The organism is Pedobacter sp. WC2501, from assembly GCF_052682415.1.
This window is the reverse complement of the sequence record NZ_JBQZFI010000001.1, coordinates 5,210,874-5,225,068: the sequence shown is the minus strand read 5'-3', so window position 1 is coordinate 5,225,068 and position 14,195 is coordinate 5,210,874. Positions and strand designations below refer to the sequence as shown.

Annotated in this window: 10 protein-coding genes; 9 read left to right on the top strand and 1 reads right to left on the bottom strand. The window is 35.8% G+C overall.

From position 1 onward, the window contains the following. The first annotated feature begins 813 nt into the window (after positions 1-813). The 9 genes from ACUN24_RS21935 (at position 814) to ACUN24_RS21895 (ending at position 13,547) form a co-directional block, all read left to right on the top strand. On the top strand, positions 814-1,632 hold the full coding sequence (locus ACUN24_RS21935; RefSeq protein ID WP_445564458.1) for a hypothetical protein: 819 nt from the start codon (positions 814-816) through the stop codon (positions 1,630-1,632). 175 nt (positions 1,633-1,807) lie between these two features. After that, positions 1,808-4,156: a type I restriction-modification system subunit M gene (locus ACUN24_RS21930; protein WP_445564457.1), complete on the top strand. Its 2,349-nt coding sequence runs from the start codon at positions 1,808-1,810 to the stop codon at positions 4,154-4,156. Position 4,157: 1 nt separating this feature from the next. After that, positions 4,158-5,177, top strand: a complete 1,020-nt coding sequence (locus tag ACUN24_RS21925; RefSeq protein WP_445564456.1) for a virulence RhuM family protein — start codon at positions 4,158-4,160, stop codon at positions 5,175-5,177. Further along, positions 5,167-6,465: a restriction endonuclease subunit S gene (locus ACUN24_RS21920; RefSeq protein WP_445564455.1), complete on the top strand. Its 1,299-nt coding sequence runs from the start codon at positions 5,167-5,169 to the stop codon at positions 6,463-6,465. Before ACUN24_RS21925 ends, ACUN24_RS21920 begins: the two co-directional genes overlap by 11 nt. 24 nt (positions 6,466-6,489) lie before the next feature. Further along, positions 6,490-7,725 carry a DUF262 domain-containing protein gene (locus ACUN24_RS21915; RefSeq protein WP_445564454.1) on the top strand — a complete coding sequence of 412 codons (1,236 nt, stop codon included), beginning with the start codon at positions 6,490-6,492 and terminating at the stop codon, positions 7,723-7,725. Then, positions 7,722-8,714, top strand: a complete 993-nt coding sequence (locus ACUN24_RS21910) for an AAA family ATPase (RefSeq protein ID WP_445564453.1) — start codon at positions 7,722-7,724, stop codon at positions 8,712-8,714. Before ACUN24_RS21915 ends, ACUN24_RS21910 begins: the two co-directional genes overlap by 4 nt. After that, positions 8,711-9,625 (top strand): hypothetical protein, encoded by a 915-nt coding sequence (locus ACUN24_RS21905; protein WP_445564452.1) that lies wholly within the window; start codon positions 8,711-8,713, stop codon positions 9,623-9,625. The genes ACUN24_RS21910 and ACUN24_RS21905 overlap by 4 nt, the downstream gene beginning before the upstream one ends. A gap of 8 nt (positions 9,626-9,633) precedes the next feature. Continuing rightward, on the top strand, positions 9,634-12,681 hold the full coding sequence (locus ACUN24_RS21900; RefSeq protein ID WP_445564451.1) for a type I restriction endonuclease subunit R: 3,048 nt from the start codon (positions 9,634-9,636) through the stop codon (positions 12,679-12,681). A gap of 17 nt (positions 12,682-12,698) precedes the next feature. Further along, positions 12,699-13,547: a GIY-YIG nuclease family protein gene (locus ACUN24_RS21895; RefSeq protein ID WP_445564450.1), complete on the top strand. Its 849-nt coding sequence runs from the start codon at positions 12,699-12,701 to the stop codon at positions 13,545-13,547. A gap of 88 nt (positions 13,548-13,635) precedes the next feature. Here ACUN24_RS21895 and ACUN24_RS21890 read toward each other — a convergent pair whose 3' ends face one another. After that, positions 13,636-13,965 (bottom strand): helix-turn-helix domain-containing protein, encoded by a 330-nt coding sequence (locus ACUN24_RS21890; protein WP_445564449.1) that lies wholly within the window; start codon positions 13,963-13,965, stop codon positions 13,636-13,638. Positions 13,966-14,195 lie beyond the last annotated feature (230 nt).

The following is a 14,195-nucleotide window of genomic DNA, read 5'->3' as shown; positions in this document are numbered from 1 at the left end:
TCGGATGACGGGTTGTTATGCGCAGAGCTGATTTTTGAACCATATAAGAAATGTAAGAACATTTTAGGCACTTAGCTTATATGGCCCTTTATTTCTTATATGGTTGATTTTTTGGAAAGCAGGTTTTGTGCTAGTCGGTTCCGGTAGTCCCGCTGTCCGTTTTATCCTGATGAAGAATCAGGATGCTCACTTCCATCGGGTTTAGTTTAATCAGGGCAGTGCTTTGAATGCTTACCATCGCTTGATTTTAATGACCACCAAGGCACCAGGTATTGGCATGTTGGTGTGGTACTTTTTGTAAGAATACATTTGTCATCCTGAGCGCAGCGAAGGATCTTTAAATAGCCGTCTATATGGTCAATCCATCATCCGATAGGTCTGAGATGTGAGGCTGGGGGCAGAGCGAATCAGCCTGTACCGATTTGTCGGTAAAGCAATCTTACAAATGGTTAATGCATAATTTTAAGTTTTGCCCCTTACCCAGACTTCTCCCACACAGCTATATACCAAAGTAACCCTTAGCTATGTTTCTCTTTACCTTTTATTTACCTCATGTTAACCCGCCAACCGAAATCGATGCAAACCTTTGATAACGCCGACCTTCACCGTAGCTCCATTTCAACCGAAGCAAAGCCGAAGTTATAGTTAAGTTGGTGTACAGTTGGGGATAAGCAAGCCCGGCCGGAAGGTGGCTTAAACGTGGGGTAAATGTGGCGTGAAGGTGGGGTTTGGAATATTTTTTTTTGGGATTTTTAAATCAGATTGATTAAATTGAGTGATCATCCCTTTTGTTTAACCTAATATACTAAAATTATGGCTAGCCAGAATGGAATTATCAAAATTAACGGACAACTCGGCGATCTTGTTTTTTACAAACGCGGAAATACGGATGTTGTCAGACAAAAAGCTGCCCACAAACAGCAAACCGAAGCGAGCAAAAAAAGCAGTCGCGATTTTGGCACGGCCAGCAGAAATGCGGCCTACATCCGGAAAGCATTTGCACCGCTCGTAAAACTTTATGCTTATGGCGATCTCCTGAATCGCCTGAACAAACGTTTTATCGAAATCTTTAAAACCATCCCAACCGAACAGGCAGGTGAGAAAAGGTTGATTGATAGTGACATCACTTTGCTTAAGGGTTTCGATTTTAACAGCAACAAACCCCTCGGAACTTTATGGCTTAGCGAAACCGATTTGCACATAGAACCCGATGGATTAGTAAAACTTATTCTGCCTAAGTGCGAACTTAAATCTCTCCTGAAACCACATCCTAAGGCTACCGAAGCCCGGTTGCAGGTGATGGGTTTTCATTTTGAACTGAATGATCATGGCGGCTACGAAATTATGGAAGTAAATGACCTGGTGATCCCTTTAAACAACAGCCAATTTCCGAAAACAACCTTAACCTTAAGCCTGAACCACCAGGGCGATAAAGCTTTGATCTTCGCCATGGGCATTTCATTTTTTTCTGGCACCGCCCGCTTTGCCGACCGGCGTTATTATGCGTGTAAAATTATTCACGCCCTGCATGTAAAGGATGGTGTAATTGTCGATTTTGTGGCGAAGCCTAAAGTGGAAAGAGAAGTAGTGGAGCAAGGGGATAAGTTAAGCTGGGTGGTAGAGGAAGGTTGAGTTGTTGTTATTTTAGTCTTGGGTTTTAATTAAAAATAGGTTAATTTATTTTTGTAGAGGTAGGGGAAACCGTATAGACTATTCAACTAAAATTATCAAATTTGACTCTTGTTTTATCGATGATATTCAGTTTAATCGTTAAAAAAACGCTACTTTGTAGCCTTAAAATCATATAATGAATACCGCAGTACATAATAAATTAGTTTCTTTTATCTGGTCAATTGCAGACGATTGTTTACGAGACGTTTACGTTCGTGGAAAGTACCGTGATGTAATTCTTCCCATGGTGGTTTTACGAAGATTAGATGCTTTACTGGAGCCAACAAAAGAAGCAGTATTGGAGGAATTAGCCTTTCAAAGAGATGAAGCCGGCTTTACTGAATGGGATGAAGGTGGTCTGCGTCAAGCATCTGGCTATGTTTTTTATAATACCAGTGAGTGGACATTGCAACGTTTGCACGACACCGCAACAAATAGTCAGCAAATTTTACAAGCTAACTTTGAAGATTACTTAAATGGCTTTAGCGATAACGTTAAGGAAATTATAGAGAAGTTTAAGTTGAAAAGCCAGGTACGGCACATGGCAACTAAAGATGTATTGCTGGATGTGTTGGAAAAATTTACGTCTTCTTATATCAATTTAACACCATTCCAAAAACTAGATCCCGATGGCAGGAAGTTGCCGCCATTATCTAACTTAGGTATGGGCTATGTATTTGAAGAATTAATCAGAAAATTCAACGAAGAAAATAACGAAGAAGCAGGAGAACACTTCACCCCGCGTGAAGTAATTGATTTAATGACACACATTATTTTCGATCCGATTAAAAATAACCTGCCACCTGTAATGACCATTTATGATCCTGCTTGTGGTTCTGGTGGTATGCTTACAGAATCTCAAAACTTTATTAAAGACGAAGAAGGGGAGATTAAAGCTAAAGGTGACGTTTATTTATATGGAAAGGAAATAAACGACGAAACTTATGCCATCTGTAAATCAGATATGATGATTAAGGGAAATGATCCTGAAAACATCCGTGTAGGCTCAACGCTATCAACAGATGAATTTGCAGGAACAACGTTCGATTTTATGTTGTCGAATCCACCTTATGGTAAAAGTTGGGCAAGTGAGCAGAAATATATTAAGGATGGTAAAGATGTAATTGATTCCCGTTTCAGTATAAAACTTAAAAACTACTGGGGTGAAGAAGAAGATGCCGACGCGATACCACGTTCATCAGACGGGCAACTGCTTTTCTTAATGGAAATGGTAAGTAAAATGAAACCGTTAGATAAAAGTAAATACGGAACCCGGATTGCCTCTGTACATAATGGAAGTAGTTTATTTACAGGCGATGCAGGTGGTGGCGAAAGTAACATCCGCAGGTATATCATTGAAAACGATTGGTTAGAAGCCATTGTACAGATGCCAAACAACCTGTTTTACAATACCGGCATAACCACGTATATCTGGATTTTAAGCAATAACAAATCAGCAAAACGTAAGGGTAAAGTGCAACTGATTGATGCCAGCCAGCTTTACCAGAAATTACGTAAAAACCTTGGACAAAAAAACTGTGAGTTTGCACCAGCACACATCAATGAGATTGTAAAGGTATATACTGAAATGTTAGCAGTTGAGAAGGCTGAAGATAAAGGTATTGCTGCACAAGTTTTTGATAACAGCGATTTCGGTTTCCACAAAGTAACCATTGAAAGGCCGAAACGGTTAAAAGCTCAATTCACCGCAGAGCGGATTGCAGGTTTAAGGTTCGATAAAAACTTAAACGACGCCATGGTTTATGTATATGAAACTTATGGAGAAGAAGTTTACCAGGATTTGAGTAAATATGAGAAAGATATTAAGGATTGGGCAGAAAAGCAAGAGTTAAACTTAAATTCGAAGCAAGAAAAAACCTTAATAAATGTAGCTACCTGGCAAAAGCAATTGGCTATTCTTAAAACGGCGCAAGTTTTACTGAAGGCATTTGGAGATAAAATTTATCAGGATTTTAATGTTTTTGTAAACGAAGTTGATGAAGTTTTAAAAGCTCAAAAAATTAAACTTTCTGCAAGTGAGAAAAATGCCATTTTAAATGCGGTGAGCTGGTACGATGATGAAGCGGAAAAAGTAAAGAAAAGCATCGTAAAACTGAGTGGCGACAAAATGAGCGATTTGTTAACCCATTTAGGATGCACAGCCGGGCAACTGGAGGATTACGGTTATTTTACTACGGATAAAAAAGGCGAGTATCAAACCTATGAAACCGAAAGCGATTTACGTGATACCGAAAACGTATCCCTTAAAGAAAATATCAATAGCTACTTTTTAAGAGAAGTTAAACCTCATGTTAGCGAAGCCTGGATTAACCTTGATGCCACAAAAATTGGTTACGAAATTAGCTTTAACAAATATTTCTATCGCCATAAACCTTTACGTAGCATTGAAGAAGTAACAGCCGATATTTTAGCACTAGAAAATGAGAGTGATGGTTTAATTCGTGAAATTTTAAACCTGGCCTAGTATGAATTCAGAGTTAATCTTATACCAATCTGAAGACGGGCAAACCAAAATACAAACCCGTTTAGAGAATGAGACCGTTTGGCTTACTCAAGCACAAATGGCTGAATTATTTGGCAAGGGTAGAACCACTATAACTGAGCACATTAATAATGTTTTTAAAGAAGGTGAACTAGATAAGGAAGTGGTATGTCGGAAATTCCGACATACCACTCTACATGGTGCAATTGCAGATAAAACCCAGGAAGTTGAAACAACTTATTACAACCTCGATGTAATCATCTCGGTAGGTTATCGGGTAAAAAGCTTACAAGGTACTAAGTTTAGGCAATGGGCAACAGCCCGGTTACGGGAATATTTGGTACAGGGCTTTACCATGAACGATGAACTGCTGAAACAAGCAGGTGGTGGCGATTACTTTGAAGAGTTATTGGCGCGCATTAGAGACATTCGTTCTTCTGAAAAGGTATTTTGGCGCAAGGTATTGGATGTGTATGCCACCAGTATAGATTACGACCCTAATACCGAAACCTCGCAAACCTTTTTTAAAACCATACAAAACAAAATGCATTGGGCAGCACATGGACAAACCGCTGCAGAAGTGGTTTATAGTAGAATTGACGCAGCCAAACCTTTTTTAGGCTTAACCCATTTTAAAGGCTTACAACCTACCCAGCAAGAAATTGCCATAGCTAAAAATTATTTAAACGAGCAAGAACTCAATGTGCTTAACCGAATGGTAACGGCCTATTTGGAGGTAGCCGAATTACAGGCCTTAAACCGCAAACCCATGTACATGCAAGATTGGCTGCAACGTGTTGATGACTTTTTACAAATGACGGGTAATGATATTTTAACTCATTCAGGAACTGTTAGCCACCAACAAGCTTTAAACAAAGCCAAAGAAGAATACACCAGCTATAAAGAAAGCCTGAAAAACGAACTCTCTAAAGTAGAGCAAGATTTTGTGCAACATTTAGAACAAAGCACTAAACAGCTTAAAAAGAAAAACAATGGAAATTAAGCTGAAGAAATACGATGCCTACAAAGATTCTGGTGTAGAATGGTTGGGAGAGATACCAGAAGGTTGGGAATTGACTAGATTAGGAACTAGATTTGAAGAACGACGCACAAAAGTTTCAGATAAAGATTATGAACCATTATCAGTTACTAAAAATGGGATTTTGCCACAATTGGATAATGCAGCCAAATCTAATGATGGAGATAATAGAAAATTAGTTAAAAAAGGTGATTTTGTAATAAATAGTCGTTCGGATAGAAAAGGATCCAGTGGTATTTCGGATAGAGATGGTTCTGTCTCATTAATAAATATAGTGATAGAACCAAAGAATTTTAATCCAGCATACTGTAACTACCTCTTAAAAAGTCAAATGTTTGTTGAAGAATATTATCGAATGGGGCATGGAATCGTTGCAGACCTTTGGACTACTAGATACGATGAAATGAAGGCTATTTTAATAGGTGTTCCTTCGCTTCCTGAGCAAAACTCAATTGCCAAATTTCTTGATAACAAAACAGCCAAAATAGACCAGGCCATATCCATTAAACAAAAACAAATCCAATTATTAAAAGAACGCAGGCAAATTTTAATTCATAAAGCAGTTACCCAAGGTATTAACCCAAATGTTAAATTAAAAGATAGCGGGGTAGAATGGATTGGAGAAATACCTGAGCATTGGGAAGTGAAAAAGTTGAAGAATTTTGTAAGAATAAAAGGTGGATTTGCCTTTGATTCCTCGAAGTTTAAAGATGAAGGTGTTCAAATAATAAAGATTGCTAATACTTATATGAATAAGTTGTGTCTTGATAGACAGCCAACATTTGTAGATTCATCATGTTTGGATAGCCATAAAGATTGGATAGTTTCTAAAAATGATATACTTATGTCATTAACAGGAACACTTGGTAAAAAGGATTATGGTTTTGCAATTCTTATTGATACAGAAGAACATTTTCTTTTAAATCAACGCGTTGCAAAAATTGAAGTTAAAGATGGGTTTGAGGCTTCTTATATTTTAAATATTTTACATAGTGATATGTACTTAAATCAGTTGTATATGTTGCCTTCAGGAACAAAGCAAGCCAATTTAAGTAATGATAATGTAATAAATATAAAGGTAGCTTTCCCTAATAATAAAATTGAAAGAGAATCAATTTTAGGGTATATTAATAAAACAAATTCCAAAATCTCTACAGTCATTTCCCTAAAAGAAAAAGAGATAGAAAAATTAAAAGACTATAAGACAAGTTTAATAAATAGTGTGGTAACGGGTAAGGTGAGGATTAGTTAGATAATATTTTATTATTTTAGCATTATGGAACAAACAACTAACGACACTCAGGAGCAACAGTATCTAAATTCCGAGTCGGGAATTGAATATGAAGAGGAATTTTATAAAGAAATGGATCCGTTCGATCCGGAGGAAATTTCTATCGATTCGAAAGTGGTTCCTATGGAAACTTTTTTGCGTAGGTTAACTCAGGGTACGATTATACTTAATCCAGATTTTCAAAGAAATGAGGTTTGGACAATGGAAAAAAAGTCTCAACTTATTGAGTCATTATTACTTAAGATCCCTTTACCAATGTTTTATGTTTCTGCTGATGAAAAAAACACCTACACCGTTGTAGATGGCTTACAAAGACTTAGCACAATAAGAAGTTTTATTTTGGGAGATAAATACCTCGAAACTAGTAATGATGCAGAAAGAGGCAGAGGATTTAAACTACAAGATTTGGAGTTTTGGAAAGTTTATAACGGCAGAAATTTTAATGAATTACCCACGAACTTACAAAATAGATTAATTGAAAGTGAATTTAGATTTACTGTTATAAATCCAGGAACACCGGAAGAAGTAAGGCGTAATATTTTCAAGAGACTAAACACAGGAGGAATGCCCCTCAGTAGTCAAGAAATTAGAAATGCACTTTATTTAGGACCCTCTACAATACTGTTGAATGAATTATCTTCATTTGAATCTTTTAAAGAAGCTACAGCATATTCGATAAAGAGTACACGAATGGAAGATAAAGAACTCATTTTACGTTTTTTATCTTTCCTACTAAGAGACTTTACAACATACCGTAGAGCCGTGTCAATTGACACTTATTTGAGTGACACAATGATTATTCTAAACTCTTTACCTAATCTGAATACTAGAGAATTACAAAAGAGTATTAGAAATGGAAATATTATAGCTTCAGATATTAATATACTTTCTTTTGAGGACATTAAATTGAAGTTTGATTTTGCAATGAAAAGATCTTTTAAGCTTTTTAATAAACATAGTTTTCGAAAAAGCTATGGAGAGAATCGTAGAACTGCAATTAATAAGGCACTTTTTGAAACTTGGGGTGTAACACTAGCAAATCTTAATGAGAATGAATTTAACTCTTTGTTAGAAAATAAAGAAAATTTTCAAAACGATTATGCACCAATAATTTCTGACTATAATTTTCAATTATCTATATCAAGAGATAGTATGAAAACACCATCTGTGAAAAACAGATTTGAAGAATTCTCTTCCCTTATCAGTAAATACATATCATGATAAAAACAATTCAACTTTCTGGTTTCAAGTCTTTCATAGAAGAGGAGATTGAATTTGGGAAATTAACAATACTCACTGGACTTAATAGCAGTGGGAAAAGTAGTATTATCCAATCTATTTTACTTTTAGAAAAAGCTAATAACGGTGATGAAATCTATCTTGAAGGGCATGGCAATATTTCTGAAAGCCAAAATCCTTTTGTGCGTGACGGAGTAGGTTTAAAATGTATTTTAACCGATGGTAACAGCATTGAAATAATCAATAATAAATCTTTATTGAATAATGAGAATAAAGCCAAATTTCCAGAAATTATTCACGTGAGTGCTGACAGATTTGGTCCTGAAACTTCTCTTCCAATTAATAACAATTACGGTAAAATTGGTAAAAGAGGTGAAAATATTTTAAAATGCATAGACATTGTTTCGGATAGGATCATTCCAGACATTTTAATCCACCCCGATTCTGAAGGATCAACGTTTCTTTTTAATTTAAGAGCATGGTTAGGTATAATTTCTCCTAATGTAACTTTTGAAAGTTTTATACAAGAAAAAAGTGATAGCTCTTATAGTACTTTCAATAGCTATAGGGCAAAAAATGTTGGATTCGGCTTAAGTTACTCATTACCCGTGATTACAGCATTGCTTTTGGGCGCTTTAACGCCTAATAGTATTGTAATACTCGAAAATCCTGAAGCACATTTGCACCCAAGAGGTCAAACGGAAATTGCAAAATTAATATCGCTTTGTGTGGAAGCTGGAGTTCAAGTATTGGTAGAAACACATAGTGATCATTTGTTTGATGGAATAAGACTCTATTGTAAAAATAGCCAAAAATCATTTAATTCTGATGTAAAGATTTATTGGTTTGAATTAGATAAGGATAAGAATTCAGAAACATCAAGAGTTAGTATTGATAATTATGGTAGGGTTGAGAACTGGCCTTTAGGTATGTTTGATCAATTTTCTGTGAATTCTAGCAAACTCTTATGAACGTAGAACATTCTTTTTTTTTAAATGATTGCATTCCTTCTACAGTTGATAAGCATATTTTCATTGAAAAACTATCTGCAACAATTATAGAGTTTAATAAACTCTTGGAAAAGGATATTAAAGTAGCAAGAGGCATTGTAACGCATAAACAACCATCTTTATGCGAATACAATGGTGGTTACAATTTACACGATGCTATTGATTCAATTGAAGATAGATCAACTAAAAATCTAGCTTATTCTTTATTTTTAAGATTTCCAATAGGAAGACCTCATTTTGACGATGATTTTGAAGAACTAATGACATCCTCTTTTGGATATACAATTAAAGGTGAAAGATTCGATGCTTTAAATCTAGCAATTGTTTGGAAAAATGGTGGTTTTATAATGTCGCCAGCTATTTCTGAACAATTAGCGACTGATATTATAGAAATATCAGTTAATGCGACTAATGATAGCTTAAAAGTTCCAAATCTTTATGGTTCTGAAATTAATACTACTGCAATTGTCGAAGTCATTACAAAAAGAAATCAAGTTAACTTAAATATATTTGAACTGTTTCTGTCATTATTTGAGCAACCTAAATACACAAACCAGTTCCATAAAGATTTTAATAATTTATCTCAGAACTCAAAAGAAATGATTATTAGTCATTTTGAAGAGGCTAAACTTAGAAAATTACCTACACATTTTTCGTCAGATGGAGATTTGATAAAAGATGTTAGTCCTGATAAGAAAAAATGTAATGTTTTTGAATTACGAGTTCGTAAAGATAAAGAATTGCGAGTTTATTTTAATGAATCCGGGAACAACATGTATTTTGCTAGTATAGGTTTTAAAAATAATAACCAGCAAGATCAAGATATAAAATATGCACATATTGCTCTTTATAAACTTATCTTAACTAATTAAATCTTTCAATGCCATCACAAACTAACGAACAAGCCTTAGAAGCCGCTATAGAAAAAAAGCTAACTGGCGATACTTTAGAAGAAATCAGGGCTAAATATGGCGCTAATCCTATTGAGGAGCGAGCGGAGTTATATCGTGGCGGGAATAAATATTATATAGGTTCAGCTTCAGATTTTAATGCAAAGTATGCTATAGATGAAAATCGTTTCTGGCATTTCTTAGAAACCACTCAACAGGAGGAGTTGGCCAAACTGCAAAAACAAAGTGATTGGAAGTTAAAAATCCTGGAGCGTTTAGATCGGATGATCAAAAAGTATGGCATCCTGAGGTTAATACGTAAAGGCTTAGAAGTAGATGATGCACATTTCACGCTGTTTTATGTTTTGCCATTGGCCAGTAGCAGCCAGGCGGTGAAAGATAATTTCGAAAGCAATGAGTTTAGCGTTAGTCGTCAAATCCGTTATTCTCAGAGTAATCCAAGGGAAGAAATAGACATGGTGCTGTTTCTTAATGGTTTGCCATTCGCAACAATGGAACTCAAAAATCATTGGACAGGGCAGAATGCAAAAGTACATGGGCAGAATCAATACAAATTTAAAAGAGATATCACTCAACCTTTATTAAACTTTGGGCGCTGTGTAGTGCATTTTGTGGTAGATACCGATGAAGTGTATATGACCACTAAATTAGATGGTGCCAATACCTTCTTTCTTCCTTTTAATCTGGGCAATGATTTTGGTAAGGGCAATCCACCAAATCCATTTGGTCATAAGACCTCTTATTTATGGGATGAAGTTTTAACCAGGCAAAGTGTTGCGAACATACTCCAGCACTTTGTTCGATTTGATGGAAAAGATACTGATGCTTTAAGCAAGAAAACACTGTTTTTCCCTAGATACCACCAAATGAAGGTGGTAAGAGAGATATTGGCAGACGCAAGTAAAAAGGGAGTTAAGCAAACTTATTTAATACAGCATTCAGCAGGTTCAGGTAAGTCAAATTCCATTACATGGCTTGCTTATCAATTGATTGAGGTTTACCCTGAAAGTGCAGATTTACCCGGAAGCAAAGGCATCTCTAATCCTTTGTTCGATTCCGTAATCGTCGTTACAGATAGAAGGTTATTGGATAAACAACTTCGGGAAAACATTAAGGAATTCTCGGAAGTAAAAAACATTGTTGCACCAGCTTATTCTTCAAAAGAATTACGCGAAAGCTTAGAGCAGGGAAAAAAAATTATCATTACAACCATCCAGAAATTCCCTTTCATTGTTAATGGCATAGCTGATTTAAGCGATAAACGTTTCGCCGTGATTATTGATGAAGCACATAGCAGCCAAAGTGGGTCTGCTGCTGACAACATGAACCAGGCGATGGGGAATAACAAAGAAGAGAATATCGAGGAAACCCAGGATAAAATTCTGGAAGAGGTAATGCGGTCGAGAAAAATGCGTGGAAATGCATCTTACCTGGCTTTTACAGCTACTCCAAAAAATAATACCCTCGAGAAGTTTGGCGTAAAACAAGCTGATGGAACTTTTGAGCCTTTTCACCTATATTCTATGAAACAGGCTATAGAAGAAGGGTTTATTTTAGATGTATTGGCAAATTACACCACTTATAAAAGTTATTATGAAATAGAGAAGTCTATTGAAGACAATCCCTTGTTTGATACTTCTAAAGCGCAGAAAAAATTACGTGCATTTGTAGAACGGCATCAGCAAACTGTTGATGTTAAGGCCGAAGTGATGCTGGATCATTTTATCAGTAAAATTGTAAACCAAAAGAAACTTAAAGGTAAAGCGAAAAGCATGGTGATTACTCAAAGTATAGAATCAGCCATCCGTTATTATCATTCCCTTAAGCGGCTACTGAACGCTAAAGGAAATCCTTTTAAAATAGCCATTGCATTTTCAGGAAAGAAAACGGTAGATGGGATTGAATATACAGAAGAAGGTATTAATGGCTTCCCTGAAAAAGATACCAGGGATAAGTTTGATGAAGATGAATATAAGATCTTAGTGGTAGCCAATAAATACCTGACTGGTTTCGATCAGCCAAAGTTGACTGCCATGTATGTCGATAAAAAACTGCAGGGCGTTTTAGCGGTGCAAGCACTTTCGCGTTTAAACCGGGCGGCAGATAAGCTGGGCAAGAAAACTGAAGATTTATTTGTCCTGGACTTCTTCAATTCTACCGAAGACATAAAAACAGCATTTGATCCTTTTTACACAGCAACCTCTTTGAGTAAGGCAACAGATGTAAATGTTCTGCATGAAATAAAAGCATCGTTAGATGAAGTGGGCGTTTACGAATGGTTTGAAGTTGAAGATTTTGTGGAAAAATATTTTAGGAATGTAAATGCGGAGCTATTAAGTCCGATTATAGACTTTGCTGCAGAACGTTTCAATAATACTTTGGCACTTGGAGATGAAGCTAAGGCGGATTTTAAGATTAAGGCTAAGCAGTTTGTGAAAATATATGGACAAATGGCCGCTATTTTACCTTATGAGGTTATTAAGTGGGAAAAACTGTTTTGGTTTTTGAAGTTCTTAATCCCGAAGCTGATTATTGTTGACCCGTATATTGATGCTTATGATGAACTTTTAAACTCAGTAGATTTATCGACTTATGGCTTAGAAAGAGTTAAGCTTAATACTGCAATTGGTTTAGATGATAGTAAAACAGAATTAGACCCGCAAAATCCAAATCCGAGAGGTGCTCATGGCCAGGAGGAAGAGCAAGACCCTTTAGATTTAATTATTCAAAGTTTTAATGAAAAATGGTACCAGGGTTGGGATGCTACGCCAGAAGATCAGCGTATTAAATTTGTTAATCTGAGTAAGAACATCATGGCACATCCAGATTTTGAAATGAAAGTGAAAGACAATACGGACTCACAAAATCAAGATTTAGCGTTAAGGAAAATATTAGATGAGGTGATGTCTCAACAACGTAAAAAGGAATTGGATTTATACCGTTTGTATGCAAAAGATGATGCATTTTATCAGGCATTTTTTGATACGATGAAGAGAATGATAAGTTTGGGTAAGTGATGAATAAAGTTAGTTAAATGAATACTTTCGGAAAAACCATAAGATTATTTTTAGTGAACGGTACTACAAATGGCTTAACTACAGCGGAACTGAGTAATTGGACAGGTATAGGTGTAAAAGTTCCACGTATTAAGATCAAAGAATATGGTAGTCGGCTGGAATTTCAAAAACCAGGCGTATATATACTTATAGGTAAAGGAGATAATAACGAAGATGCCGCTTATATTGGCGAGGCAGAAATAGTTGTAGATCGTTTGATCCAACAAATTGCAAATAAAGACTTCTGGAACGAGGTAATCTTCTTTGGTAGTAAAGATAAATACCTTAATAAAGCAAGTGTAAAATATTTGGAGAACCGTTTACATGAACTGGCTTTAAAAGCTGGTCGATATTCAATCAATCAAAACATCCCTACCCGTTCAGAATTATCCGAAGCAGAGCAAGCAGAACTGGAGGAATTTCTAGCCCATATAAAAGTGTTAACTTCCTCTTTGGGGCATAAAATATTTGAAGAACTAGAGGAGACTATAGAAAGTAAGGAAATTAAAAATCAATTGTTTTATTGTCGCAATGGTGCTGGGGCAGATAGTATTGGTAGTCCTTCTACAGAAGGTTTTATTGTATTTAAGGATTCGCTATTTATAATTCAAGAGCAGGCGTCTTTAGCAGATGGTATCCGTCTTGAAAGACAAAAAATGATAAATGAAGGGATTTTAAAAATTGTAGGTGCTTTTTACCAACTTACTAAAGACTATGTTTTTACTTCCTCGTCTCGCGCGGCTTCAGCAACATTAGCTAGATCTGCAAGCGGCCCTTTGGAATGGAAAACAGCAGAGGGGATACAATTAAAATCATTAGAGTTATAATTAACTAATTAACAGATAAAATTGTATTATGAGAAAGTATTTCCTTGCTTATTTACCCAAAGCCGGGATCGTTCTTCTTTGAAAAGAACTATTTTTTTTGTTTCCTGCTTTTAGCTGCTAATGCTTCTTGCTCTGCAATAGTATTTAGCTTAACTCCTTTATAAATCGTCTTGGCCATATCGCCAGGCTCAACATCCAGTGCAAGCGCTATCAGGTATAGTTCTTCTCCAGAAAGCTTAGTGCTCGCGTCATTGCTTAGTAGACTTAAGCGCGACTCAGTAATACCCGTCTTCCTATAAATTTCTGCTTTGTTAGCAGATTTCAAAATTAAGTATTTGCCAAGTTCTGTAAGCTCCGATTTCTTTTTCACGCTAATCGTTTTTTGATAAACATACCAAGTGGAAATTTTAATTGGCAATTTTTAAATTTTTCATTTGATTATTTAAAGAATACTTTAGATTATCTAAACTTTTATTATTATATTCGTACATAAATTAGGTATTAATAAAGAGTCTCGGCTACCAAATTCTCACAATAAACAGCCAACGAGACAATAGATTAATGCCTATGGTGATATTTTGCGTAATTTAGTGCGCACTATAGCATCATGGGCTCTATTGTAATTCCGTTGGCAAGGCCGTGAGAAGC